General features: G+C 68.7%; 21 protein-coding genes and 2 pseudogenes. 16 read left to right on the forward strand and 7 right to left on the reverse strand.

Annotation, left to right across the window (positions count from 1 at the left end):
* Positions 1-110 precede the first annotated feature (110 nt).
* The 4 genes and pseudogenes from ACTMTF_RS47100 to ACTMTF_RS47115 form a co-directional block, all read left to right on the forward strand.
* A complete protein-coding gene (locus tag ACTMTF_RS47100) occupies positions 111-935 on the forward strand; it encodes a universal stress protein (RefSeq protein ID WP_441116614.1) in 825 nt (274 codons plus the stop codon).
* Between the two features lie 157 nt (positions 936-1,092).
* Positions 1,093-1,302: a hypothetical protein gene (locus ACTMTF_RS47105; RefSeq protein ID WP_441116615.1), complete on the forward strand. Its 210-nt coding sequence runs from the start codon at positions 1,093-1,095 to the stop codon at positions 1,300-1,302.
* Between the two features lie 333 nt (positions 1,303-1,635).
* Positions 1,636-1,953 (forward strand): annotated as a pseudogene (locus ACTMTF_RS47110) (cation transporting ATPase C-terminal domain-containing protein); the annotation flags it as partial.
* 55 nt (positions 1,954-2,008) lie between these two features.
* Positions 2,009-2,236, forward strand: a pseudogene (locus tag ACTMTF_RS47115) (cation transporting ATPase C-terminal domain-containing protein); the annotation flags it as partial.
* 314 nt (positions 2,237-2,550) lie between these two features.
* Here ACTMTF_RS47115 and ACTMTF_RS47120 read toward each other — a convergent pair.
* Positions 2,551-5,298 carry a helix-turn-helix transcriptional regulator gene (locus ACTMTF_RS47120; protein WP_441116616.1) on the reverse strand — a complete coding sequence of 916 codons (2,748 nt, stop codon included), beginning with the start codon at positions 5,296-5,298 and terminating at the stop codon, positions 2,551-2,553.
* A 793-nt stretch (positions 5,299-6,091) separates the two neighbouring features.
* Here ACTMTF_RS47120 and ACTMTF_RS47125 point away from each other — a divergent pair.
* The 3 genes from ACTMTF_RS47125 (at position 6,092) to ACTMTF_RS47135 (ending at position 9,379) form a co-directional block, all read left to right on the forward strand.
* A complete protein-coding gene (locus tag ACTMTF_RS47125) occupies positions 6,092-6,793 on the forward strand; it encodes an alpha/beta fold hydrolase (RefSeq protein WP_441116617.1) in 702 nt (233 codons plus the stop codon).
* Positions 6,794-7,107: 314 nt separating this feature from the next.
* Positions 7,108-7,875, forward strand: coding sequence for an SDR family NAD(P)-dependent oxidoreductase (locus tag ACTMTF_RS47130; protein WP_441116618.1), 768 nt, complete (start codon positions 7,108-7,110; stop codon positions 7,873-7,875).
* A gap of 142 nt (positions 7,876-8,017) precedes the next feature.
* Positions 8,018-9,379: a dihydrolipoyl dehydrogenase family protein gene (locus ACTMTF_RS47135; protein WP_441116619.1), complete on the forward strand. Its 1,362-nt coding sequence runs from the start codon at positions 8,018-8,020 to the stop codon at positions 9,377-9,379.
* 1,139 nt (positions 9,380-10,518) lie between these two features.
* Here the strand turns inward: ACTMTF_RS47135 and ACTMTF_RS47140 are convergent.
* The 5 genes from ACTMTF_RS47140 to ACTMTF_RS47160 all read right to left on the reverse strand — a co-directional run bounded on the left by ACTMTF_RS47140 (position 10,519) and on the right by ACTMTF_RS47160 (position 14,583).
* A complete protein-coding gene (locus ACTMTF_RS47140) occupies positions 10,519-11,277 on the reverse strand; it encodes an SDR family NAD(P)-dependent oxidoreductase (RefSeq protein WP_441116620.1) in 759 nt (252 codons plus the stop codon).
* The gene (locus ACTMTF_RS47145; protein ID WP_441116621.1) at positions 11,274-12,044 is read right to left on the reverse strand and encodes an HpcH/HpaI aldolase family protein; all 771 of its coding nucleotides are present in this window, start codon (positions 12,042-12,044) and stop codon (positions 11,274-11,276) included. Before ACTMTF_RS47145 ends, ACTMTF_RS47140 begins: the two co-directional genes overlap by 4 nt.
* 3 nt (positions 12,045-12,047) lie before the next feature.
* Positions 12,048-12,941, reverse strand: a complete 894-nt coding sequence (locus tag ACTMTF_RS47150; protein ID WP_441116622.1) for an ABC transporter permease — start codon at positions 12,939-12,941, stop codon at positions 12,048-12,050.
* An 8-nt stretch (positions 12,942-12,949) separates the two neighbouring features.
* Complete coding sequence (locus ACTMTF_RS47155; RefSeq protein ID WP_364121001.1) at positions 12,950-13,738, reverse strand: ABC transporter ATP-binding protein; 789 nt, start codon at positions 13,736-13,738, stop codon at positions 12,950-12,952.
* Positions 13,739-13,803: 65 nt separating this feature from the next.
* On the reverse strand, positions 13,804-14,583 hold the full coding sequence (locus tag ACTMTF_RS47160) for an IclR family transcriptional regulator (protein WP_441116623.1): 780 nt from the start codon (positions 14,581-14,583) through the stop codon (positions 13,804-13,806).
* A gap of 186 nt (positions 14,584-14,769) precedes the next feature.
* Here ACTMTF_RS47160 and ACTMTF_RS47165 point away from each other — a divergent pair, with 186 nt between their 5' ends.
* The gene (locus ACTMTF_RS47165; protein ID WP_441116624.1) at positions 14,770-15,660 is read left to right on the forward strand and encodes a DUF6282 family protein; all 891 of its coding nucleotides are present in this window, start codon (positions 14,770-14,772) and stop codon (positions 15,658-15,660) included.
* Between the two features lie 47 nt (positions 15,661-15,707).
* Here ACTMTF_RS47165 and ACTMTF_RS47170 read toward each other — a convergent pair whose 3' ends face one another.
* Entirely contained in the window at positions 15,708-16,703 is a 996-nt protein-coding gene (locus ACTMTF_RS47170) for an IS110 family transposase (RefSeq protein ID WP_441116625.1), read from the reverse strand.
* Between the two features lie 260 nt (positions 16,704-16,963).
* Between ACTMTF_RS47170 and ACTMTF_RS47175 the strand changes: the two genes are divergently transcribed.
* The 8 genes from ACTMTF_RS47175 to ACTMTF_RS47210 are packed head-to-tail and all read left to right on the forward strand — an operon-like array spanning position 16,964 to position 25,033.
* Complete coding sequence (locus ACTMTF_RS47175) at positions 16,964-17,830, forward strand: hypothetical protein (RefSeq protein ID WP_441116626.1); 867 nt, start codon at positions 16,964-16,966, stop codon at positions 17,828-17,830.
* Between the two features lie 15 nt (positions 17,831-17,845).
* The gene (locus ACTMTF_RS47180) at positions 17,846-18,937 is read left to right on the forward strand and encodes an ABC transporter substrate-binding protein (RefSeq protein WP_441116627.1); all 1,092 of its coding nucleotides are present in this window, start codon (positions 17,846-17,848) and stop codon (positions 18,935-18,937) included.
* The gene (locus tag ACTMTF_RS47185) at positions 18,938-19,927 is read left to right on the forward strand and encodes an LLM class flavin-dependent oxidoreductase (protein ID WP_441116628.1); all 990 of its coding nucleotides are present in this window, start codon (positions 18,938-18,940) and stop codon (positions 19,925-19,927) included.
* 6 nt (positions 19,928-19,933) lie between these two features.
* Positions 19,934-21,016 (forward strand): ABC transporter substrate-binding protein, encoded by a 1,083-nt coding sequence (locus ACTMTF_RS47190; RefSeq protein ID WP_441116629.1) that lies wholly within the window; start codon positions 19,934-19,936, stop codon positions 21,014-21,016.
* A gap of 27 nt (positions 21,017-21,043) precedes the next feature.
* Positions 21,044-22,237, forward strand: a complete 1,194-nt coding sequence (locus ACTMTF_RS47195; protein WP_441116630.1) for a thiolase family protein — start codon at positions 21,044-21,046, stop codon at positions 22,235-22,237.
* On the forward strand, positions 22,234-22,896 hold the full coding sequence (locus ACTMTF_RS47200; protein WP_441116631.1) for a 3-oxoacid CoA-transferase subunit A: 663 nt from the start codon (positions 22,234-22,236) through the stop codon (positions 22,894-22,896). The genes ACTMTF_RS47195 and ACTMTF_RS47200 overlap by 4 nt, the downstream gene beginning before the upstream one ends.
* Positions 22,893-23,576 (forward strand): 3-oxoacid CoA-transferase subunit B, encoded by a 684-nt coding sequence (locus ACTMTF_RS47205; protein WP_387577308.1) that lies wholly within the window; start codon positions 22,893-22,895, stop codon positions 23,574-23,576. The genes ACTMTF_RS47200 and ACTMTF_RS47205 overlap by 4 nt, the downstream gene beginning before the upstream one ends.
* 29 nt (positions 23,577-23,605) lie before the next feature.
* Positions 23,606-25,033 carry an aldehyde dehydrogenase family protein gene (locus tag ACTMTF_RS47210; protein WP_441116632.1) on the forward strand — a complete coding sequence of 476 codons (1,428 nt, stop codon included), beginning with the start codon at positions 23,606-23,608 and terminating at the stop codon, positions 25,031-25,033.

The raw sequence follows: 25,033 nt of genomic DNA on the forward strand, positions 1-25,033 counted from the left end.
GACGATCCCCCCGATTCCCGACGAGATCGCGGCGCTCATGCGCGAGGTCTCCAGCGTCGGAAAACTCGTCGAATAGCACCACCTGTGAAGTTTCCCCCGAAAGGATGACGATGAGCCCTGTAGTCGTGGGCGTGGACGATTCCAACGAGAGCCTGCGAGCCGTGGAATGGGCCGCCGGCGAGGCCGAACGCCGGCGGCGGCCGTTGCGGATCCTGCACGCCTTCATCTGGCCGCTGCTGAAGGCACCCCTCGGACCGGCGCCGGGAGCGCCGCCCGAAGCCGGTCTCCGGCACGCCGCCGAACGTGTCCTGGCCAAAGCGCTGGACCGTGCTCGGGCGGTCGCCCCCGGCGTCGAGGTGACCACCGGCCTGCCGGAGACCGAGCCCGTCACCGCCCTGCTGCGCAACTCGCACGAGTCGGAGCTGCTCGTCATCGGCAGCCGTGGGCTCGGCGAGGTGGGCGGCCTGCTCCTGGGCTCGGTGGGCGCCCGACTGGCAGCCGAGGCCGCCTGTCCCGTCCTCGTCGTACGCGGGCCCGCCACGCCACACGGACCCGTGGTGGTCGGCGTCGCCGAGCACGACGAGAGCGAGGCGTTGCTCGACTTCGCGTTCGCGCACGCCGGCCGGACGGCGAATCCCCTGATACTCGCGCACGTCAGCGCCGGGAAATCGGCCGCCCCGGATCGCACGGCCCTGCCGGAGCATGTCCTGGCCCGGTGGCGGGAGCGCTTCCCCGCCGTCACCATCGACCAGGAGTCGCTCACCGGCCGCCCGGGCAAGGAGCTGACGCACGCCGCGTCCCAGGCATCCCTCCTCGTGGTCGGCTCTCATCACCGCCACGAGCTCAGCGCGCTGCTGCACGGCTCGGTCAGCCAGACCGTCCTGCACCACGCCACCTGCCCGGTGGCGATCATCCAGGTCAGGCATGCCGGTTGAGCTCGCGGGCACCTCTCTCGCAGGTATGCACCGACAAGACTGGCACCCTGACCCTCAACCAGAGGACCGCCAAGGAGCTCATCCTCGCGGGACGACGCTTCACCGTCTCCGGTGACGGCCACGCCATCGACGGGCAGGTCCGCGCCCGCCGCCGGACATGCTGGACCAGGCGTTGATCGCGATGGCGCTGTGCACCGACGTCGTGCTCAGCGATGAGGAGGTGGTTGGCGACCCCACCGAGGCCGCCCTGGTCGTGCTCGCGGAAAGGGGCGGCATCGACGTCGCGACACTGCGCCACGAACGCTCGCGCCCAGCCGAGATCTCGTTCGACGCAGACAACAAGCTCATGGCCACCTTCCACCGCTAGACCGACGACGATGACCGGCGGATGGTGCGCTGCTTCGTCAAGGGCGCGCCGGACGTCCTGGCCGGGCGGGCCACCCATTACCTGGGTGCGGGCCGCATCACCGAAATCGACCCGGAGGCCCGGCGACGGTGTCAACGACGCGCCCGCGCTCCGTAAGGCGGACATCGGCGTCGCCATGGGCTTGACCGGGACAGAGGTGACCAAGGAAGCGGCGACCATGGTTCTCACCGACGACAACTTCGCCACCATCGTGGGCGCCGTACGCGAAGGCGCGGCATCTACGACAACATCGTCAAGTTCGCCCGCTCCCAAGCCTCCACCGCGCTCGGCTTCGTGCTGACGTTCCTAATCACCGCGCTGGCCGGTATCGCCGGCAGCGCCTCGTTCACCGCCCTGCAGATCCTCTTCGTCAACCTCGTCATGGACGGCCCGCCCGCGATCTCGCTCCGCGTCGACCCGGTCGGTCCAGACGCGATGAGCCGGCCACCCCGCCCCGCACGCGAACCCATCCTCACCCGAGAGCGCCTCATCCGCATCCTGCTGGCCAGCACCATCATGGCTACCGGCACCGCCGCCGTCCTCGCGTGGGCATCGGGGCCCGCCCCTGCCGTAGGTCAGTCCAGCATCGCGGGCACGATGGCGCTCGTCACCTTCGTCTTTTCCAGGCGTTCAACCTGCTCACCGTCCGACACCCACCCGCAGCCTCTTCCACCGCGAGACCCTGCACAACGCCCACCCGATGATCGCCACCCTCGCGGTCGTCGCCCTGCTGCTGCTCATCGTCGAACTGGACATCCTGCACGGCTTCTTCATCACCACCGATCTCAGCTTCGGCCAGTGGCTGGCCTGCCTGGCAGTCGGCTCGGTCAGCTTGTGGGTCGGCGAACTCGTCAAAGCCCTGCTCCACGCTCGGACTGAAACCCCTAGCCATTGATCGCGCAGCCGCGCCGCGTGCCCAGAGGCCAATTGCTGTTGAGGCCACAACCATCATCTGGGTTGCTCGAATGAGCCGTACCGTTGGCAGGCCGGCGGCATCGTTGGGAAACGGGCGGGGTCGAGCCCAGCGTCGGTATCCCCCTGAGCGCCATCACCTGGCAGCTCGCTCGCCGCCGGACGCGGTCAGCTCCGGGCGGAGAGGTCATCGACGCGAGCCGGCCCGCCGGGAGATCGGGGAAGCGAGCACCGAATCCACCAACCCTGGCATGTCCATTTTCACCGCCAAGGGTCTCGCCAGCCGATCAGGGAGTGTTAGGCCGGAGCAACCATGCCTTCGAGCAGCGTGCTGCGGATCTGTTTGCGGGACACGATGCCGAGCTTCACGAAGATCTTGCGTAGGTGCCATTCGACGGTGTGCGGGCTGATGAAGAGCTGAGCGCCGATCTCGGGGTTCGTCAATCCGTCACCTGCTAAGCGTGCTATCTGCGATTCCTGGGCGGTGAGAGTGATGTGCACCTCGACGGAGCGCTTGCGTATCGTCTCGCCGGTGGCCTGGAGCTCACGCCGGGCGCGTTCCGCGAACGCCTCAGCGCCCATCTGGCTGAGCATCTCGTAGGCGATGCGCAGTTGCTCGCGTGCGTCGGCGCGGCGGTTCTCCCGGCGCAGCCACTCGCCGTAGAGCAGCCGAGTGCGGGCGAGTGCCATCCGGACCTCGGTGCGGCTGAGCCGCTCAATTGCCTCGCGGTACAGGGCGTCAGCGGCCGGTCCATTGCTCACCTGAGCGCGCACGCTCGCCGAGATGCCGAGGGCCCAGTCGGTGCCACTGGCCTGTGCCATCTCGTCGAGTAGCTGGGCGGCGGCCGCGGCGCGAGCCGGCCTTCCGCTCCGGGCGGCGGCCTCGACGAGCTCGATCATGGACCAGGTGGACAGTCCGAGCTCCTTTGGGTGCTTGCAGCCTCGCTCGGCCGCAACATAGGCCTCCTCGTAGCGGCCGAGGCCGTTATAGAGCACCGCGTTCGCCCATTGGGTGGCGGTCGCCACCTTTCCTTCCCCTTCAAGGACCGCATCTCGCGTGATCGCTTCGATCACCTCACGTGTCGCGGCTTCCCGGCCTCTCCACGGCTCGAGCACCAGGGCCCCGTACTGGGCGTTGAAGCGGCTGCCCGTCACGTCACCGATCGTCATCGCCTCGGCGACCAGCGCATCCGTGAAGGCGAGCTCGCCAGCGAGTACCCGATTCGACAGGAGCAGCAGAAGAGCCGACGGCAGCACCGACAGATCCCCCGTTTCGCGCGCCAAATCGACCAGCTTCGCCGAAAGCACATACCAGCTGTCGAAGTCCCAGGCGTTATGGGCCATGCGGCAGGCAAGCGGGAGCCAGCCAAGGCCCTCTTCCCTGGAGAGTCCTTCGGTGCGGAATGCGTCCAGAGCCTGCAGCAACATCGGCATGCCCGCCGAGTAACCCTCAGTGATCGCCACGGCCACGCCATTCAGGAGCAGATCGTTGCGCTCCGGTGGCGGCCCCGGCCGTCTGACCAGCGCCGCCTTGGCGACGTCCGCCATCTGAGCACCGCTCGCCAGACGGCCGGCGGTAAAAGCCGCGTACAGCGCGTCCCGGTAGGTCTCGCGGGCCAGCCCGGCGTCCAGCGGCTCGAGTCGCTTGCCGGCTCTGAGCAGCAGCGGCAAGGCTGCACTGGCACTTCTGGCCGCGAACACGATCTGACCACGCAGCAGGTTGGCCTGGGCGAGTTCGCGTTCGTCCAGGGCGCTGAGTTCCGCCGCATCCAGCAGTTCCATCGCGGCGTCGAACCCGCCGGCCTGATACTTGGCCCGTGCCGCCGCCAACACTCTGGCTCCGCGGCGTGCCGAATCGGGGGTCAGCTCGGCCGCCCGCTCGAGGAACGCCGCTGCCGCTGCGACTCCGCCCCGCGCCTGCGCACGATCGGCTGAGCGCTCCAGTTCGGCGGCCACCGTCTCGTCTGGGCTAGCCGTCGCGTTGGCGAGATGCCAGGCGCGACGGTCGGGATCCGATTGAGGATCGGTCGCGGCGGCCAGCGCACGGTGCACGTTCTGCCGGTCCTCCACGGCCGCGACCCGGTAGGCTGCCGAGCGCACGAGGGGATGATGAAACCACACCCGGGTCCCGATGGTGATCAGTCCTGCCGCTTCAGCCGGCGACGCTGCGGCCGCTTCGATTCCCAGCAACTCAGCCGCTCGCGTTAACAAGGTCACATCGCCTACCGGCTCGGCCGACGCCATGAGCAGCAACTGCTGCGTCTCAGCCGGTAGCGACTGGACTCGCCGCAGGAAGCTCTGCTCGATCTGGTTCACCAGCGGCCGCGCGTCGGGCCGCCCGAACCCACCTGCCAGCTCCGCCGGCGTCAATCCTCGGGGCAGTTCGATCAGGGCCAGCGGGTTTCCCCGTGTCTCGGCGATGATCCGATCCCGCACCCGTTCATCCAGCCGCCCGGGAGTCACGGAGTCCAGCAGGGCGTGAGAGTCGCTGCCACTCAATCGCCCAACCTCAAGCTGCGACGGCTCCGTAAACTCATGTTCGAAGTCAGGCTCGCGCACCGCGAGCACCAGTCCGATCGGCTCCGCGAGCAAGCGGCGCGCGACAAAGGCGAGGGTCTGCGCCGAGACGAGATCAAGCCACTGAGCGTCATCGACGAGGCAGATCAGTGGCTCCCTCTCGGCCACGTCGGCGAGCAGGCTGAGGACCGCGAGCCCGACCAGGAAGCGGTCCGGCGGAGTGCCCACGCTCAGGCCGAATGCCGTCCCGAGCGCATCGCGTTGCGGCCCTGGCAGGCGACCGAGCTGACCCAGAAACGGGGCGCACAGCTGATGCAGCCCACCGAAGGCCAGCTCCATCTCGGACTCGACACCCGCCGCTCGGACCACCCGGCAGCCGGACGCGCTCCCCCGCGCGTACTCCAACAGCGCCGTCTTACCGATGCCGGCCTCACCGCGCAGGACCAGGACCGAGCTATGGCCCGCCTGCACCGTCGCCACGAGCTGGTCCAGCGTCTCGCACTCGATCTGCCGACCACGCAGTTGCAACCGTGGATCCCTGCTTGTCATAGGCACCGCCCCGACCGTATACCCGCTGGCCGTTGACACCGAAGAAGGAGCGACCGGCGCTACACCTTACCGTTCTGATGTCGATCACGGCAGTGAGCTGTTGACACCGACCGTAGAGTCTGCGGGCGAACGAGAGCAGGGTGATCACCATAGCGATGATGTAGGAGCGTGGCACGCTGACATGGCGGGTGGCGCGATCCGTCATCTGCCCGGGGCTGACGACGTTCTCAGCAGCGAGAACGTTGTACGCCGTCCCGTCCGGCATGGGTCCGACGACCCCAAGCCGCTCGGGGTGGGTACCGCGCCGGCCGACGGTTCACCGGCCCGTTGAGCCACGCCACGTTGGCATCCCCAGATGCAGGATGGTGGCCGCCCCGGCGCTGACCGGGGAGTCGCTGCCCGTGGCGAGTCCGCCACGGCGGTCGACCAAAAGGTCTCTCGCCAAGCGGAGTGCTGGTGCCCACAGTCACGGGCGCACACAGCTCGCCGCCGCAGTTTCTGTAAGTGTGCGCGTCCGGATACGGGATGAAAGAAATCCAAGGATCCGTCACGAACAGGCCCGCCGTCCTGCTCATAGCTGCAGAACCGTCCGTCACAAACGTGACGGATGCAGGAGCAGGGGCGGACATGGCGAAAAGGGCCTGACCCAAGACCCTGCGATACGTGGTCATTGGGGGCGGCCCGCACGCCATCAGCTGGACGCACACCGGCCAGGTAAACGTCGCTCTGCCCGATTTCCCACTCTCACACAATGAAGAAAAGGACTCACGCAATGTTCCGACGCTCGAACACCGCCTTCGCGGCCGTCCTGGTCGCCCTGACCGGCACCCTGGCCGCCCAGCCCGCGAACGCGACCGTCACGCACGGCACCAAACCCACCGTCGTCCTCGTTCACGGCGCCTATGCCGACGCCTCCGGCTGGAACGGAGTCATCGCCCGGCTCAGGAACGACGGTTATCCGGTGCTCGCCACCGCCAACCCGTTGCGCGGCCTGGCCTCCGACGCCGCCCACCTCGAGAGCCTGCTCGCCACCGTGGACGGGCCCATCGTCCTGGTCGGCCACTCCTACGGCGGCGCGGTCGCGACCAACGTCGCGGGCGACGATCCCGACGTCAAGGCCCTGGTGTACGTCTCAGCTGTCATCCCCGACCAGGGCGAGAGCGTCTTCGACCTGTCCACCGAGTGCCCGGGCAGCCAGATCGGCGACAGCACGATCAAGACCGTACCCCTGACCTCCGGTGACGCCGACGTCTACATCAAGACCGAGAACTTCCCCGATATCTTCGCCGCTGACCTGCCCCGCTCCACCAGCGCTCTCCTAGCCGCCACCCAGCGGCCGATCACCTACGGCGCGCTGACCGAGCCCTCGGGCGCGCCCGCCTGGAAGACCGTACCGTCCTGGGCCCTGATTCCCCGCGAGGACCGCGGCACGGTCGCCCAGCTCATCAAGACCGCAGCCCACGCGACTAACTGATCATTTCTCGATGGCCAGTCTCCTCCTACGAAGCTGGCCATCTCGCAGCCGTCCTCTGCTGCGCCGCTCTCGACCGCGTCGCTGTCACTGTGCCGCGGCGTTCGCCAAGTCCTGGCACCCCCGATGATCCCGGCCTTCGCCCTACCAGTACATGCATGTCACATTTCGTCGCCCCGTCCGGTCGTTAGTAGGAAATGCAACCGAGCATGGCGCACCTTCGTGGTCGTCCTGGTAACCGGCGTCTTCCCCCATGGTCTTCGTCAACCCGTCCGTGACCCGCGCAGTCGTCCTCGACACCAGAGAATGAGGCAGAAATGTCCGAACAGCCGCTAGACGGAGCCATCGCGCTCGTCACCGGCGCCAGCAGCGGTATCGGCGCCGCGACCGCGCGCCGTCTCGCCCGCGAGGGCGCGGCGGTCGCCCTGGTCGCCCGTCGCCGCGACCGCCTGGACCAGGTCGCGAGCGACATCGCGAAGTTGGGCGGACACGCGGTTGCGGTTGAGGCCGACATCACCGAGCCGGAACGCGCCGAGGACGCGGTGCAGGACACGCTGGACCGGCTCGGGCGCCTGGACATCCTGGTCAACAACGCCGGGATCATGCTGCTCAACCCGGCCCTGCACACCACCATCGAGGAGTGGGACCGGATGATCTCGCTCAACGTGGCCGCGCTGCTGCACATCACGCACGCCGCCGTCCCGCACCTGATCTACGCCGCGTCGACATCGCCGCGGCAGGTGGCTGATCTGGTGAACGTCAGCTCGACCGCCGGGCGAGCCTCCCGGCCTGGGAGCAGCGTCTACGCCCTGACCAAGTCCGGCCTGAACGCGTTCACCGAATCGCTTCGCCAGGAACTGCTCAGCGAGCGCGTCCGGGTCAGCGCCGTGGCGCCCGACGCCGTGGACACCGAACTGGTGAACCACCTCAGCGACACCACCCGGGACGCGGCCCGCCGGCAGATCGCCGGAATCGAAGCGCTGCGGCCAGAGGACATCGCGGACGCGATCAGCTACATCGTCACACGAGAGCGGAGGGTCGCCGTCAACGAGATGCTGATCCGTGCTGGCGACCAAGCATGGTAGCCGTTCCCACCCGAGCGCGACCTTACGAAGGCCAATGCCGGCGCGCTTCGTCGCCGTCGCCGCTGAGAACCGACCGGACAACACTGCTCAGCCATGAACACCCGACGACACCCCCTTACCGAAACGAGCAGGAGGCAGACAGATGAGCAGCAACTACGACGCCATCGTGATCGGCGGCGGATCGCCTGGGGAGCACTGTGTCGGCGCCCTGGCCGAAGGCGGACTGCGCGTCGCGCTCGTGGAACGGGAACTGGTCGGCGGGGAGTGCTCCTACTGGGCCTGCATCCCGTCCAAGACGCTGTTGCGTGCGGGCGAGGCGGTCCACGGCGCGCGGGAGGCGGCCGCCACCGCCGAGGTCGACGCCGAGCGAGCCCTGGCCTGGCGGGACTTCATGGTGTCCGACTACTCCGACACGGGCCAGCAGCGGTGGCTGGCCGCAGGCGGCATCGATCTGCTGCGCGGCACCGGCCGGCTCGCCGGGCCGGGTGTCGTGGAGGTGAGCGGTGTCCGCTACACCGCCGATCACATCGTCATCGCCACCGGCGCGTCACCCATCATCCCTCCCGTCCCGGGCCTGCGGGAACTGCCAGGCGTCTGGACCAGCCGTGAGGCGACCAGCATGAAGGCGGTCCCGCGACGGCTTCTCGTACTCGGCGGCGGTGCCGTCGGTGTGGAGATGGCCCAGGCGGTCCGGCGTCTGGGCGGCGAGGTGGTCCTGACCGCGCGGGGCCGGCACGTCCTGCCGCGCGAACCCGCACCACTGGGCGAGGCGCTCGGCGAGGTTCTGCGCCGCGACGGGATCGAGGTCGTGCTCGGCCCGCAGGTCGTCGGCGCCCGGCGCGACGATGAGGACTACGTTCTCACGCTCGACGACGGTCAAGAGCTGCGCGGCGACAAGCTGCTCGTCGCCGCCGGGCGGCGCCCACGCGTGCACGACATCGGCCTGGAGACGGTCGGTGTGAGCGCCGACGGCCATGGCATCCCGGTCGATCGGCGTTCGCGCGCCGCCGAGAAACTCTGGGTCGTCGGCGACGCCACCGGCCTTTGGATGCTGACCCATGTCGGCAAATACCAGGGCGAGGTCGTCGCGGACAACATTCTCGGCACGCCCCGTGAGGCCGACTACACGGCCGTGCCCCGCGTCGTCTACACCGACCCGCAGGCCGCATCGGTCGGCGACGCCGAGGCACGCTTCAGCGCCACCGTCCCCCTCTCCGAGGTGGCCAAGACCGCCACGTACACCCGCGCCTATGCGGAATCCAACGGATTCCTCACGCTGCTCAGCGACGGCCGCGTGCTCACCGGCGCCTACGCTCTAGCCCCCGAGGCGGGCGAGTGGCTGCAGCAGGCGACCGTCGCGATCCGCGCCCGGATCCCGCTGGACGTGCTGCGCGACACCATCCAACCGTTCCCCACCTTCTCGGAGATCTACGTCGCCGCGCTCAAAGGCCTGCACAACAAGATCACAAGGGCCGGGGAACCAACCCGGCAGGAAGCGTCATAGACCTTACGACCCGCACCCGGTGCGCCAGCAGTGGAAACCTAAGGATTAGGACGGCCTGCTCGACGACGTGATGCTCAAAGGCGAGGCACACTGTGCATGCCGAAAACTACATCCATGCACGTCAAGCATGACGCACATCGCGTCTGAGATCGCCTGCAATTCCTGGCTTGCGGACGCGAACTCGCCAGCTGATGGCTGCTCCGTGGTTGCTCGATCTACCCTGAAGCTCGAGCTTCATCCCGAAAGCCTTGCCCACATGACCCTGTCGAGACGGGGGCGGCACGCGACGGTACAGGCCGACACGAAGATCGGGAGAATCCCGGCCACGACGATACAAAAACAACCCTCGACGACACTGGGCGGCACTCAAGGAACCGACTCATAATCCGTGGGTCGTGGGTTCAAGTCCCACCCGCCCTACCACTTCCGATCAGCAAAAACCCCCGCCCGACCTGCACTGTTGCGCAGCGACGGGGGCTTTCCGTGTCCGGCTGTCCACGGCTCTCACTGATCGCTTGCGGGCATCCTTGCCCAATTCGCGCCCACGATCTTGACCCTCACGGCTCATCGTCCTTGAGCGCCTCGGCGATCCGCCGCTTGGCGACTTCATCCTGGCCGACGATGCACTTGGCGTAGATCCCGAGCCGGACTTCCACGCTGTGCCCTGCCCATTAGGCCACCTGCGTGGCCGGTACGCCAGCGTTGAGCCAGGTCGAGACGCAGACATGGCGTAGGTCGTAGACACGCTTGGCGAGCGGGGATTGCGCTTCCTTGCTCGTCAGCGCATTGAGACGAGCCTTGCTCCACACGCGGCGGTACGTGATACCCGGCATCTCTCCGCCTCGGACTCCGACGAGTTCACCCAAGTGCTCGAGCGGGCCTGGGCCGAGTCGCACCCGCAGCTCGACGTGGTCGGCGGTGCGGACGCCTGCGGCCCCGACGGCTGCGTACTCTGACGCCGAGTTGCCACACATGGCGCGCCGCGGTGATCCGTCGCGGTCAGCAGGGCGCGAAGTCCGAGCAGGTTCTGCTCTCGCCAGGCTGCGCCGAGCGCTTCGAGGATTCCGGCCGGCTCGAAGGTGTCGCGCGTGCCATCGGCGCAGCGCAGCGCCCCGGTTGACCTCAAGGGCCGGGACGGATCACGCGTCGTCGTTGCGAGGCGCGTCCATGTGGGTGACGAGGTTGATGCCGCCGTCGACGTGGATCACCTCACCGGTGACGAAGGGGACCTTGATGAGCGCCAGGACCATCGCTGCGACGTCGGATGGTTGCCCGAGCCGGCCCAGCGGTGTCATTGCCCCGGTGCGCGCCGCCCGCGTGGCGAGGCTGTCCGAGGTCAGTCGGGTCTGGAGCGGCCCCGGGGCGATCGCGTTCACCCGGACGTCTGGACCCACGGCCTTGGCCAGCAGCCTCGTCAGGTGGTCGAGCGCGGCCTTGCTGACGGAGTAGGGGATCGAGCTGCCGAGGGGGCGCGAGCCGCCCACCGAGGTGATGTTGATGATCTGGCCGCCGGGCTCCATGACCTTCACGGCGGCGACGGAGACCTGCCACGTCCCGACGACGTTGACGCCGAGGATCCGGTGCCAATCGTCAGCGGTGATCGCATCCAGGTCGGCGTGGGGGACGGGTCGCGACACCCCGGCGTTGTTCACCAGCAGGTCGAGCCGGCCGTGCCGCTCCACGGCCGTCTCCACCAGGCGCACGGCGTCGGAGGGATCGGCGATGTCGGCCTGGACGTAGCTCGCCCCCGGGAGCTGGGCCGCGAGCCGCTCACCGGCGTCGACTGAGGTGGCCGAGTTCACCACGACGGTGAAGCCGTCGGCCGCGAGCGCGCGAGCGATCCCTTCTCCGATCCCGGAGCTCGAGCCCGTCACGATGGCGACACGTGGCGCGCTCACCGGGCGACTCGCTCGGCGACGGGCGCTTTCAGCGCGTTCACGATTGCCCGGCCTCCGCTGGCGAGGATCGAGGTGTCGTTGCTGACCACCACGTAGTCGTAGCCCCGGGCCAGCGCGGCCCGGGCCTGGTCACTCGTGGCGGACGCGGTGCCGATGGGAACACCTGCCGCGGCGGCAGCCGCCAGCGCGGACGTGGCGAGCCGGTCCACCTCGTCGCTTCCCGCCGCGACGCCCATCGACATCGAGAGGTCGGCCGTCCCGACGAACGCGGCATCGATGCCGTCGAGGGCCAGGATCTCCCTCGTGTTCCTGATCGCCACCTCGCTCTCGAGCTGGACGACGCACAGGGCCTGCTCGTTGCCGTACTCGAGGTAGTCCGCCCGTGGCAGCAGCCCCCAGCGACCCGCTCGGCTGGTGCCGCCGGACCCGCGGTCGCCGCGCGGCGGGAAGCAGGTGGCCCGCACGACCGCCCGGGCCTGCTGAACCGTGTCGACGTGCGGCACGACCACACCGGCCGCGCCGGCGTCCAGGACCCGCTGGATCACGCTGAGGCCGTGGTCAGGCACTCTGACGAGCGGGTCCACCCCGAGGGCGCGGGCCATCGCGATGTGGGTCGAGGCGGCGCCCAGGTCCAGTGTCGTGTGCTCGAGGTCGATGACCACGAAGTCGAAGCCCGCGTAGGCCATGATCTCGACACTCTCGGGGCTGGAGAGCTTGATCCAGGTCCCGAGCGTGCCGCCGTTGATGCCGTTGCGCATCCGTGTCATGGCTCAGACCTCGCTGGCGGTGTTGGTGGGGGTGGCGGTCCAGAAGACCAGCCACTTGCCGAGTTGCACGACGACCGCGTGCAGGGCGATGCCGATGGCCGACAGCACGACGATCACCGCGAAGGTCCTGGCCACGTCCAGGGTGAAGTTGCTTGCCTGGATCAGGTAGCCCAGACCTTCGGAACTGCCCACGAACTCCGCGACCACGGCGCCGGTCACGGACAGGATGACGGCGACCTCCAGTCCCGCGAAGATGTGCGGAAGCGCCGACGGGATCTGCAGGTGCCGCATGACCTGCATGCGGGACGCGCCGAAGGAGCGGAGCATCTCGACCTGCTCGTAGGCGGCGGACCGGAATCCCAGGATGGCGTTGATGAGGAGGGGGAAGAACGCGATCAGGGCCACGGTCAGTACCTTTGAGCTGATCCCGATGCCGAACCAGACGATCAGCAGAGGCGCCATGGCGACCTTCGGGATGGTCTGGGTCAGGATGAGCAGTGGGAAGAGCACGCGCTCCACCGGCCGAAACTGGGTGATGAGCACCGCGGAGACCAGTGCCGAGCCGACCGCGATGCCGAACCCGATCAGGACCTCCTTCAAGGTGACGATCGAGTGGGTCACCAGGCTGCCGTCCTGGAAGCCGTCGACCAGGGAGGCGGCGACGGCCGTGGGCGCGGGGACGAGGATGTTGGAGACGTCGAACATCTCCACGACGACCTGCCAGACCACCAACAGCCCGATGAACACCAGCACGCTGTAGGTGATCTCCGGTACTCGGCGGCGTCGGCGTCGGACCGGGGTGTCCGAGCTCGTGGGCGCCTCCACCGGCACGGTCTCGCCGTCCGGGACGGCGAGTGCCTCTCGGTCGGCTGCGTGGCGCTCGGTGTTGGTGGACATCAGCTCTCCTAGTGGGCGCTGTGCTCGGAGTCGAGCAGCTTGCGGATCTTCAGGACGATCTCGCCGAACTCGGGCGTGTTGATGTTCTCGAGCCGCCGCGGTCGAGGGAGCGCGACCTCGACGACGTCCGCCAACCGGCCGGGTCGCGGTGTCATGACCACGACGCGGTCAGCGAGGAGCACCGCCTCGGGGATGCTGTGCGTCACGAACAGCACGGTCTTGCGGTCCTGGTCCCAGATCTTCAGCAGGTCCAGTCCCATCTGGTCGCGGGTCATCGCGTCGAGGGCGCCGAACGGCTCGTCCATGAGCAGGATGCGCGGGTCGTGCATCAGGGCGCGGCCGATCCCGACCCGCTGCTGCATCCCGCCGGACAGCTCGTTGGGGTACCGGTCGCCGAACTCCTCCAGGCCGAGCATCACCAGCAGCTCGGCGGCCTTCGCGTGGGTCGCGGCGTCCCGGGCGTGGTGAAGGTCCGGCGACGTCAGCAGGTTCTTCCGCACGGTGCGCCAGGGCAGCAGCAGCGGCTGCTGGAAGACCATCCCGAGCTGGTTGCGGTGGGTGTCCTCCGACGGCCCGAAGGTGACCTGTCCGGAGGTCTGGCGGGACAGGCCCATGATGATCCGCAGCAGCGTGCTCTTGCCGCAGCCGCTGGGGCCGACGATGGAGATGAACTCACCGGCTCGGACGCTGAGGGAGACGTCGTCGAGAGCCTGGACGGTCCCGCCGGACTTCGTCGGGTAGAGCATGGACAGCGAGTCCAAGCGGATCACGCAGTCGGTGTCGGTGCTGGTCGGCATGTCTGTCATTCCTCACCTGGTTCGAGCGCAGGCTGCCCGCGCCTCGGTTGTCGTGCTGGCAGCAATCAGTCGGTCGCCTCGGGCCACGTGCCGCCCATCTCCTTGGTCAGTCGCTTGCAGGCGGCCTTCAACGCCGTGGCCTCTCGGGAGTCCAGCGCCTCCGGCAGCATCCGCTCGGTGCCGACGGCCGCGATCGTGGCGCAGATCCCGGTCGCCGCGAACACCGGCGCCGCGACGACGCAGATGCCGCGGTGGTTGACGTAGCTGCTCATGCCGGCCTGTCGGATCGCCTCGATACGACGGCGAGTCTCGGTGCGCTGGGGCTCGGGGAGGCTGCCGGTGAGTCGGTCGGCGTGGAACTGGTCGGGGAGGAAGGCCAGGAAAACCTTGGCCTGCGAGGAGTCCAGGGCGAGCTGCGAGCCCACGCGCACCGTCACCAGGGTGGGATGGTCGGACTCCTCCACCAGCGAGACCACCGGGCCGGAGGTGCCCCACAGCGACAGCACGGTGCTGATCTTGATCTCGAGCACGAGCTCGCGCATGTAGGCCGGCGCCATCTGCATGATGCGCTGCTGTCCCAGCATGAAGCTGCCGAGCTGCAGGATCGACCGTCCGGGACGGACGAGTGCGGAGTCCTCCACGCGCTCGAGCAGGCCGGAGCTGATCATCGAGCTGAAGTAGCGGTGCACCGTGGTCCGGTTCAGACCGAGCCGGCGGGTGGTCTCCGCGACGGAGAGCTCCGGAGTCTCCGGACCGAACAGTCCGAGGATCTGCGCGGTCCGGCTCACCGCCTGGATGTCCTGCTCGCGAGCAGTCACCGGCTTGTCGACCTGGCGCTCCGTCATCGGCCCTCACTGTCCACAAAGAGTGTGCTTAGTTCGCAGTACGGACAGAGGGTAAGCGTGACCTACGTCTCACTGCAAGGTTTTCCTGGGGATTCGCGGAAGCATTTTCCGAATGCACCCCTATTGACAGACCGGATAGCGAACTCTCAGTCTGTGATGCGAACACCGTCGGCGCCTGGAGGCTTCATGACTGACACACCCGCCATCATCAAGCTGCTGAACGGCTGCGTTGACCTGCACTGCCATTCCGGCCCGAACCCGTTCCCTCGACGCATCGACCATGCCGAGGCCGGCAAGGACGGCGAGCGGCTCGGCATGCGGGGCGTGCTGGTGAAGTCCCACCACCACAACACCGTCATGGACCTGCTCGCGATGAGCGACCGGCTGGCGAAGATCAGCACCCCGGTCTTCGGCGGCATCACCCTGAACAGCATGGTCGGCGGCATCAACCCGCACGCGGTGGCCATGTCACTGCGCATGGGGGGCAGGGCCGTGTGGTTTCCGACGTTCTCGGCCGGCCGGCACATCGACTGCCATCCGGAGGGCGTCGGCTTCCCCACGGCGAGCGTCGAGGTGCCGTCGTCCCGGGTCGACATCCACCAGGAGGACGGCGAGCTCATCCCTCAGGTCCACGAGGTGCTCGACCTGGTGAAGGAGAGCGGCGCGATGGTGACCGGCGGTCACATGGAGACCGAGTCGATCACCCAACTCTTTGCCGCGGCCAAGGACAAGGGTGTCACCCGGATGCTGCTCAACCATCCCGACTACGTCATCGGGGCGGACGAGGCGAAGTGCCGTGAGCTCGTCGGCTACGGAGCGTTCATCGAGCACGAGACCGGCTTCTACGACCCCGAGGGGACCAAGAAGTGGGACCCGAAGATCCTCCTGGACTGGATCGAGAAGATCGGCCCGGAGCACACCGTGATCGCCTCCGACCTCGGTCAGAAGGATCGGCCGCTGCCGGTGGACTCCTACATCCGCGTCGCGACCGCGCTGTTGGACCTCGGCCTGGACGAGAGGTCGCTGCGGCAGATCTTCTGCGACAACCCGGCCTTCCTGCTCGGCCTGGACGACTGAACCGGCATCTTGCTGCTGACCCGAAAGACATCCCAGGAGTTTGAATGTCAAGCCGTAGCACTCTGGACGTGATGCGACCAAGCGGTTGCTTCGTCGTAGAGTGTGCCGGTTTCCAGGCAGCCGTGCAGGATGCCGACGAGCCGGTCGGCCAGTTGGCGCAGCGCGGTGTCGTAGCCGACTCCACGAGCGCGTTGCTTGTCGTAGTAGGCGCGGGCGCCGGGCGAGACGCGCTGCGCCACCGAAGCCTGGGTCATCAGGGCGTCGATGAGCCGGTCGATGTGCACGAACCGGGCCAGGACCGCGACCAGAGCCCGGACCGACACCGCGTAGGCGGCGGTGACCATCGCGGGCCGGCCCAGGTGCTCGGCACGCAACGCCGCCTGAATGTCACCCGCGCGGGCAGCCAGGTCGCCACGGCGGCGGGCGCGCTTGAGCGCCGCGCTGATCTGGCTGAGGGTCAGCTTGGCGGCCGAGGCCGGGTCGGGCGCCTTGGCCGGCAGTTCCAACGCCTCAGCCGCGTCGAGGTCCTCGAACGCGGTCAGGACGGCGGGGAACCACTCGCGCAACGCGTGCCGCAGCCGCTGCCCGGCCCGGGTCCGTTCCCAGATCAGCGTCTTGTGGGTGCGGGCGACCACCTTGACAGCCTCGGCCTGCGGGCTGTCGCCGGCGACCGGGCGCAGCTGGTGGGAGTCGGTACGGACCATGTCGGCCAACATGTGCGCGTCGGCCGCGTCACTCTCGGCGCCCGAGGTACCCAGCCGTTCACGGTAGCGGGCGGCCTGCAGCGGGTTGACCCCGAACACCGTGTACCCGGCCGCGACCAGCGCCAGCACCCACGGCCCCCGGTCGGTTTCGATCCCGACCAGCACCTCCACCTCGTCATCGGCGGCGTCCCCGGCCTGCGCAGCGATCATCGCGTGCAGCCGGGCCATCCCCGCCGCACTCTCGGGCAGGCGGGCCTTGGCCAGCCGCCGACCGAAGGCGTCCATCACCTCCACATCGTGATGTGCCTCGGCCCAGTCATCCGCAACGAACAGTCGCAACAGCTCTCCCCACCTAGTAAACGATCACCAGCAGCAGCCAGTGGGAGAACCATCAGCGACCTGATCAAGCAGTGCTCACGCCGACACCGTCAGCGGGCAACGACATCCCAGAAGCGATCAACTCTCCCGGTCAACCAGCAGGGGCACTGTCTTTCGTCAGGACTCGAAGTCCAGGACACACAAGTGCTCACCTGCCGGACGGCTACCAACCAGCGAGTCTGCCGCACCAGCAGACCCTCTACGACTGATGAGGACAGACGATGACCACCCTGGCCACCCCGCCCGACGTGGAGTTCTCCGACCTCGGTACGGGCGATCCCGACGAGACGACCCCTGGCGGATCGTCGACGTGGTACTTCCGCGGACACAACTTCGTGCTCGCTTACACGACGCTGGTCGCCGGCGACGTGCTGGAGCGGGGTGATCAGCCGGACGAGTACGTCGTGATCCTCCCCTACGAGGAGTCCAGCGTCGAGGTCCGTGCGTCGCGGGAGGTCGCGTCGGTCTCGGGCAAGGCGGTGGTGATGGTCCCACCGGGCAGCAGTGCGATCGTCGGCGTCGACGACTGCACCGTCGTGCGGCTGTTCAGCTCTCGGTCCACCGACCTGCTGGACAAGGCGCGCAATCGGGATTCGTACGCAGAGCCGCACCCGAACACCAAGCCGTTCGAGCCGTGGCCGGACCCGCCGGAGGGTTATCGCATCCGGCCCTACCGACTGGCCGACCTGAAGGTGACGCAGGACGCCATCCGCCCGGGCCAGATCGTGCGGTGCAGCACCTTCATGGTCAACTTCCTGGCGCCCAGGATCGGTCCGCGTGATCCGAACACCCTCTCGCCGCACGACCACGACGACTTCGAGCAGTGCTCGCTCGCCGTGGACGGGGAGTACGTCCACCACCTGCGGACCCCATGGTCCAAGCGTCGCAGCGAGTGGCGCGAGGACCGGCACCTGCGGTGCGGCAGTCCTTCGGTGGCCGTGATCCCTCCGCCCATGATCCACACCAGCGAGGCTGTTGGTTCGGGGACCAACCAGCTGATCGACATCTTCTGTCCGCCGCGTCTGGACTTCTCCCTGACGCCGGGCCGGGTGCTCAACGAAGACACCTACCCACTCCCCAACCAGTAAGAAGAAGGTTTCATCGTGAAGACCAGACGAGCGATGAAGGTCGTGAGTAGTGCGGTCGCAGTCCTGTGCGCGGCCGCAACGCTGAGTGCGTGCGGTTCCGACAGCGGATCCGACGACTCGGCCGAGTCCGGCAAGCTGACGTCGGTGACGTTCGCGATGGCGTCCCCGAGCTGGAACGCCGGCTACGCGGTCATGGCCGTCGTGGAGGCCGAGGGCTTCTACGAGGAGGAGGGTCTGAAGGTCACGACCAACCTGTTCCCGTCCGCCACCCAGGCAGCGCAGCAGGTCGCCGGCGGCGGGGCCGACCTCGGCCTCATGACGGTCGAGCCCGTGGCCATCGGGCACGACAAGGACCTGAACCTGGCCTACTTCGGCTCCTACTGGGCGAAGTGGATCTACAGCCTGCAGGTGCCGGACGGTTCGGACGTGAAGAGCATCGCCGACCTGGAGGGCAAGAAGATCGGCGTCTCCGCGGTCGCGAGCTCCGGCGCAACGTTCGCCCGGACCGCGATGGAGCTCAACGGGATGAGCCAGAACGCTGCCAGCCTGGTGCCGATCGGTGCCGGCGCCCAGCAGATCAACGCCATCAAGAGCGGCCAGGTCGATGCGCTGGCCCTCTGGGACATCCAGTACCAGAGCGTCAAGAACGCCGGCGTCACCCTGACGCCGCTTCCGGTCAAGGAGACGGCGGACGCGTGGGGCGGCGGCTTCGCGACGACCCGGAAGAACCTCGAGGCCAAGAAGGACGTCCTCGAACGGTTCGGTCGTGCGGTGGCGAAGGCGTTCGTCTTCTCCAAGGCCAACCCCGAGGCCGCGATCCGCGCCCTGTGGAAGCTCCACCCGGAGACCCGCGGGTCCGACCCGGAGGAGAAAGCGCTGGCTGACGGGGTCAAGGTCCTCCAGGTCCGCCTGGACGGACAGGGCTTCGACGACAAGACCCTCGGCCAGATCGACGAGGCCGCGTTCACCCGTTCGCTCGACTTCATGGCCTCGGCCGGACTGATCAAGAAGTTCCCGGCGAAGGAGATCTACACCGACGCGATGTTCAAGGCGTTCAACGACTTCTCCTACGACGACGTCATGAAGCAAGCAGAGAGCGCCGGCTGAATGCGGTTGGGGGTCGCGCTCGACCTGAGCTCCCAGGAGTCGGTCCGCCCGCAGGTGGATCGCGCGGTCACGATGCTCGCCCGCGCGGAGCGGTACGGTTTCGACTCCGCGTGGGTGGGGGAGAGCTATCACGCGGCCGCTCAGCCGTTCCACCTCCCGTCCGCCCTGATGGTCCTGGGACATCTGGCCGGACGGACGTCGCTGGCGCTGGGCTCAGCGGTGCTGCTCCTGCGCGCGTACAGTCCGGAGAAGCTGGCCTACGAGGCCGCGCTGCTCGACCAGCTGTGCGGCGGGAAGCTCACCCTCGGCCTCGGGCTCGGCAGCCCGGAGGTCGCCCAACGGGTCGGGCTGCCCGCGTCAGGTCCGGCCGGCGCGGCCTTCGACGCCACGCTGAAGCTGCTGCGCGACGCCTGGTCCGCCGACGCGAGTACCGATTCGCCGATGGCGATCCCACCCCCGGTGCAGCGCGGCGGGCCGCAGATCCTGGTGGGCGGCAAGGTGGCTGCCTCGGCCCGTCGTGCCGCGACGCTCGCCGACGGATTCTACGGCGCGACGAACTACTGCGACGACCTGTTGATCAAGCAGTCAGCCGCCTACTGGTCGTGTCGCGGCGGACGGCCGGGCGGGACGGCGGGAGCGGTCGCCACCACCAGGTTCTGCGTCGTCCACGAGGATGCCGCCACTGCCCGCGAGCTCGCCGCGCGCCACCTGAAGGCCGCGACCGACTACTACACCGAGCGGGGCTTGTGGATGGGTGCGGACGGCCCTGCTGAGCTCGAGCTCCCCATGGTGGGCACGCCCGACGAGATCGACGCGACGATCGCCCGGTACGTCCGGGCGGGGGTCACGTCCGTCCAGCTGCGGGTCGCCCCGTTCGGCACGCCGCCGGAGGTCGCCCGCCACACGCTCGACCTCGTCGGGCGGCACGTCCTCCCGCACTGGCACGACACGACGACTTCCGACGCGATCACGAGCTCTGATGGGGAATGACCGACGATGACGAGACGACTCAAGAGCTTGACCGGCCTGTTCGCAGGCATCCTCGTGGTGGCAACGCTGGGCGCATGCGGGTCGGAGGGGGGCGACTCGGCGGGCGGCGACGACCTCGACACCGTCACGTTCGCCCTGAGCGCGCCCAGCTGGAACGCCGGCTACACCACCTTGGTGGTCCCCGAGGCCGAGGGCTACTTCAAGGACGAGGGGCTCGACGTCAAGGTCCAGCTGTTCCCCTCCGGCACGCAGTCGGCGCAGCAGCTGGCCGCCGGCGGCGCCGACATCGGACTGATGACCGGTGAGCCGGTCGCGATCGGTCACGCCAAGAACCTGGGCCTGGTCTACTTCGCGTCGTACTACCCGCACTGGATCTACAGCCTGCAGCTGCCCCAGGGCTCGGATGTGAGGAGCATCGCGGACCTGGAGGGCAAGAAGATCGGGGTGACCGCGGTGGCCAGCTCCGGCGGGACGTTCGCCCGGACCGCGATGGAGCTCAACGGGATGAGCGAGAACGCTGCCGGCCTGGTGCCGATCGGTGCCGGCGCCCAGCAGATCAACGCCATCAAGAGCGGCCAGGTCGATGCGCTGGCCCTCTGGGACACCCAGTACGCGATCGTCGAGGACTCCGGGATCGAGCTCACCCCGTTGCCGGTGCCCCAGACCGCCGGCATCTGGGGCGGCGGGTTTGCGGCGACGCAGAAGACGATCGACGAGAGGAAGGACGTCCTGGAGCGGTTCGGTCGCGCCATCGCGAAGGGCTTCGCATTCGCCCAGGCCAACCCCGAGGCCGCGATCCGCGACCTGTGGAAGCTCCACCCGGAGGCCCGGGGCACCGGACCGGAGAAGGACGCGATGGCGTCCCAGGTCAAGATCCTCCAGGTCCGGCTGGCCGACCAGGGGGTCGAGGACGACGACTGGGGCCGGATCGATCCGAAGGCGGCAACCGGGATGGTCGAGTTCATGGCGTCCGCCGGGCTCGTGGGCAAGGCGTTCCCGGCCACGGAGATCTACACGACCGACCTTCTCGACGCCATCAACGACTTCTCCTACGACGACATCCGCATGCAAGCGAAGGACGCCTCCTGAGATGGGGCAGGAAGTGGAGACGACCGGATGAGCAGCTCATTCGTGTACGCGTCGGTCCGGACCCCGTTCGGCCGGTTCAACGGAGCCTTGGCCGACACGAGGACCGACGATCTGGCCGCGACTGCGATGAAGGGACTTCTCGACCGCTCGCCGGGCCTGGATCCCGGCCTGGTCGACGACGTGTTCTGGGGCAACGCCAACGGCGCCGGCGAGGACAATCGCAACGTCGGCCGGATGGCCGTGCTGCTGGCGGGCATGCCCGTCTCGGTGACCGCCACCACGGTGAACCGGCTCTGCGGCTCGTCGCTGGACGCCGCCATGATGGCCTCACGCATGATCGAGGTCGACGACGCGGAGATCGCGATCGCCGGAGGCGTGGAGTCGATGACGCGGGCGCCGTGGGTCCTGCCGAAGCCGTCGCGCCGGTTCCCGGCAGGCGACGTCACCGCCGTCTCCACGACGCTGGGCTGGCGTCTGGTGAACGAGCGGATGCCCGCCGAGTGGACGGTCTCGCTGGGCGAGTGCAACGAGCAGCTGCAGGAGAAGTTCTCGATCTCGCGCGAGCGGCAGGACGAGTTCGGCGCTCGCTCGCACCGCCTCGCGGCGGAGGCGTGGCAGAAGGGCTTCTACGACGACCTCGTGGTGCCCGTCCCCGGCACCGACCTGGTCCAGGACGAGAGCATCCGTGCCGGCACCTCGCTCGAGGCGCTGGCAGGGCTGAAGCCGGCGTTCCGGCCCGACGGGACGATCACCGCCGGCAACTGCTCACCGTTGAACGACGGCGCGAGCGCGGTCCTGCTGGGCTCGGCGAGCGCGGCCGCGACCATCGGTCGTGACCCGGTCGCGCGGATCGCCGGTCGCGGCTGGGCGGCGCTGGAGCCGCAGCAGTTCGGCTACGCCCCGGTCGAGGCCGCCAACGGCGCGCTCGAGCGGGCGGGCATCACCTGGGACGACATCGGCGCCGTCGAGCTGAACGAGGCGTTCGCCGTCCAGTCGATCGCCTGTGTCGACGCCTGGCTCGAGCTCGGGCTGCGGGACGCCGAGGTCGTCAACGCCAAGGGCGGGGCGATCGCCATCGGGCACCCACTGGGTGCCTCGGGCGGGCGCGTTCTCGGGACCCTCGCGGCGCGGCTCGTGGAGTCCGGTGAACGATGGGGCGTGGCGGCCATCTGCATCGGTGTGGGTCAAGGCTTGGCGGTCGTGCTGGAGAACGTCGCATGACGCTGCTCTGCACCTCTGTCGACGAGGCGGTCAGCGGCATCGCCGACGGCTCGACGGTGCTGGTCGGCGGCTTCGGCACGGTCGGCATGCCGTTCGAGCTGATCTACGCGTTGATCCGGCAGGGAGCGCGCGACCTCACCGTCGTGTCGAACAACGCGGGCAATGCGGACACCGGGCTCGCGGCGTTGCTCGCGGCCGGGCGGGTACGCAAGATCGTGTGCTCGTTCCCCCGGCAGACGGACTCCTGGGTCTTCGACGAGCTGTACCGCAGCGGGAAGATCGAGCTCGAGGTCGCGCCGCAGGGGAACCTGGCCGAGCGCATGCGCGCCGCCGGAGCCGGGATCGGCGGATTCTACACCCCCACCGGAGTCGGGACCCTCCTCGCGGAGGGAAAGGAGACCCGCGAGATCGACGGCCGGACGTACGTCCTCGAGCTGCCCATCGCCGCCGACGTCGCGCTCATCAGCGCCCACACCGCAGACACCCTCGGGAACCTCGTCTACCGCAAGACGGCACGCAACTTCGCTCCCGTCATGGCGACGGCCGCGACGACCACCGTCGTGCAGGTGCAGCACGTCGTCGAGCCGGGAGCGCTGGATCCTGAGGCCGTGGTCACCCCAGGCATCTACGTCGACCGGATCGTGCAGGTGTCGTCATGAGCGTGGTGTCTCCGAGCATCGTCGAGCACACCGACCGTGGCCCGCTCGGACGGGACGAGATGGCCCGGGTGCTCGCGGGCGACATTCCCCGCGGGGCGTACGTCAACCTCGGCATAGGTCAGCCCACGACCGTCGGCGACCACCTCCCCCCGGAGTCGGGGGTCATCCTCCACACCGAGAACGGCATGCTCGGCATGGGGCCGGCGGCGACGGGCGACGCGATCGATCCCGACCTGATCAATGCCGGCAAGTTCCCGGTGACCGAGCTGCCCGGCGCCTCGTACTTCCACCACGCCGACTCGTTCGCCATGATGCGAGGCGGCCACCTCGACCTGTGCGTCCTCGGCGCCTACCAGGTCTCGGCATCGGGGGATCTCGCCAACTGGCACACCGGCGAGCCCGACGCGATCCCGGCGGTCGGCGGGGCGATGGACCTCGCCGTGGGCGCCAAGCAGGTCTTCGTGCTGATGTCGCTGTTCACCAGGACCGGCGAGCCGAAACTCGTTAGGGAATGCACGTATCCGCTCACCGCGCTGCGGTGCGTGGACCGGGTCTATACCGACGTCGCCACGTTCGAGATCACCGGGGGGGACCAGGTCCTCGTCCGGGAGACGTGGGGGATCTCGTTCCACGAGCTCCGCTCGCGCGTCGACGTCCCGCTCACCGTGGCGACACCGTGACCACGCTCGTCAGGAGGTTGGAGAGCGACATGTCCACTAGGCACCAGTTCTACATCGGGGGTGCGTGGGTCGATCCGGCCGCGCCGCGGACCTTGGGCGTCCTCGACCCCGCGACCGAGCAGACGTTCGCGACGATCAGCCTCGGGACGGCCGAGGACGTCGACCGCGCGGTGGTGGCGGCGCGCGAGGCCTTCGCCACGTACTCGCACGTCAGCGTGGAGCAACGGCTGGAGCACCTCGAGCGGATCATCTCCGGCTACCGGGCTCGGCTGCCCGAGATCGCCCGGACGATGACGCGCGAGATGGGGTCGCCGATCACGTTCTCGACGGAACGCCAGGCCACGGTGGCGCTGTTCCACTTCGAGGAGGCGGCCCGCGTGCTCGCGGACTACTGCTTCGAGGAGGAGATGGGAGCCGGGATCGTGCGGCGCGAGCCGATCGGCGTCTGCGGTCTCATCACGCCGTGGAACTGGCCGCTGAACCAGGTCGCGTCGAAGGTGGCCCCGGCCCTCGCCACGGGATGCACCGTGGTGCTCAAGCCGAGCGAGATCGCGCCGCTCAGCGCCATAGTGCTCGCCGAGGTCATCCACGACGCCGGGCTGCCGCCCGGCGTGTTCAACCTCGTCAACGGTGACGGTCCCACGGTCGGTGAGGCCATCGCGGCGCACCCCGACATCGACATGGTCTCGCTCACCGGCTCGACCGGTGCCGGCATCAGGGTCTCCAAGCTCGCGGCCGACACGGTGAAGCGCGTCGCGCTCGAGCTCGGTGGCAAGTCGGCCAACATCATCCTGCCCGACGCGGACCTGGAGTCCGCGGTCGTCACCGGGGTGCACTCGTGCTTCACCAACGCCGGCCAGAACTGTCAGTCGCCCACGCGGATGCTCGTGCACCGCTCACAGCGCGACGAGGCGTACGCCGCTGCGCGACGGGCGGTCGAGGAGGTCCGTCTCGGGGATCCGCTCGATCCGTCGACCACGATGGGGCCCGTGGTGAGCCAGGCTCAGCTGGAGAAGATCACCGCGCTCATACAGTCGGGGATCGACGAGGGCGCGACGCTCGTGGTCGGCGGCCCGGGGCGCCCCGACGGGCTCGACGAGGGGTTCTACGTCCGCCCGACCGTGTTCGGCGACGTCACTCCGCAGATGCGGATCGCGCGCGAGGAGATCTTCGGCCCCGTGCTCTCGATCCTGCTCTACGAGACCGAGGACGAGGCCGTCGAGATCGCGAACGACACGCCGTTCGGACTGGCGGGCTTCGTGCAGTCGAAGGACCCCGACCGCGCCCGCAGGGTCGCCAACCGCATCCGTGCGGGCCGCGTCTACCTCAACGGCGCTCCCTTCGACCGCAGCCTGCCGTTCGGCGGCTACAAGCAGTCCGGGAACGGACGAGAGTTCGGGCGGTTCGGCTTCGAGGAGTACCTCGAGGTGAAGGCCGTGCTCGGCTATCCGCAGTGA

It is taken from the genome of Nonomuraea sp. ZG12 (assembly GCF_052068115.1).
Taxonomy (GTDB): domain Bacteria; phylum Actinomycetota; class Actinomycetes; order Streptosporangiales; family Streptosporangiaceae; genus Nonomuraea.

Coding starts and splice junctions, on each gene's coding strand:
- ACTMTF_RS47210 (WP_441116632.1), top strand. CDS start 23,606: ATGTCCACTAGGCACCAGTTCTACATCGGGGGTGCGTGGGTCGATCCG.
- ACTMTF_RS47205 (WP_387577308.1), top strand. CDS start 22,893: ATGAGCGTGGTGTCTCCGAGCATCGTCGAGCACACCGACCGTGGCCCG.
- ACTMTF_RS47160 (WP_441116623.1), bottom strand. CDS start 14,583: ATGACGGAGCGCCAGGTCGACAAGCCGGTGACTGCTCGCGAGCAGGAC.
- ACTMTF_RS47185 (WP_441116628.1), top strand. CDS start 18,938: ATGCGGTTGGGGGTCGCGCTCGACCTGAGCTCCCAGGAGTCGGTCCGC.
- ACTMTF_RS47105 (WP_441116615.1), top strand. CDS start 1,093: ATGCTGGACCAGGCGTTGATCGCGATGGCGCTGTGCACCGACGTCGTG.
- ACTMTF_RS47190 (WP_441116629.1), top strand. CDS start 19,934: ATGACGAGACGACTCAAGAGCTTGACCGGCCTGTTCGCAGGCATCCTC.
- ACTMTF_RS47145 (WP_441116621.1), bottom strand. CDS start 12,044: ATGACACGGATGCGCAACGGCATCAACGGCGGCACGCTCGGGACCTGG.
- ACTMTF_RS47175 (WP_441116626.1), top strand. CDS start 16,964: ATGACCACCCTGGCCACCCCGCCCGACGTGGAGTTCTCCGACCTCGGT.
- ACTMTF_RS47135 (WP_441116619.1), top strand. CDS start 8,018: ATGAGCAGCAACTACGACGCCATCGTGATCGGCGGCGGATCGCCTGGG.
- ACTMTF_RS47200 (WP_441116631.1), top strand. CDS start 22,234: ATGACGCTGCTCTGCACCTCTGTCGACGAGGCGGTCAGCGGCATCGCC.
- ACTMTF_RS47165 (WP_441116624.1), top strand. CDS start 14,770: ATGACTGACACACCCGCCATCATCAAGCTGCTGAACGGCTGCGTTGAC.
- ACTMTF_RS47100 (WP_441116614.1), top strand. CDS start 111: ATGAGCCCTGTAGTCGTGGGCGTGGACGATTCCAACGAGAGCCTGCGA.
- ACTMTF_RS47150 (WP_441116622.1), bottom strand. CDS start 12,941: ATGTCCACCAACACCGAGCGCCACGCAGCCGACCGAGAGGCACTCGCC.
- ACTMTF_RS47125 (WP_441116617.1), top strand. CDS start 6,092: ATGTTCCGACGCTCGAACACCGCCTTCGCGGCCGTCCTGGTCGCCCTG.
- ACTMTF_RS47155 (WP_364121001.1), bottom strand. CDS start 13,738: ATGCCGACCAGCACCGACACCGACTGCGTGATCCGCTTGGACTCGCTG.
- ACTMTF_RS47195 (WP_441116630.1), top strand. CDS start 21,044: ATGAGCAGCTCATTCGTGTACGCGTCGGTCCGGACCCCGTTCGGCCGG.
- ACTMTF_RS47130 (WP_441116618.1), top strand. CDS start 7,108: ATGTCCGAACAGCCGCTAGACGGAGCCATCGCGCTCGTCACCGGCGCC.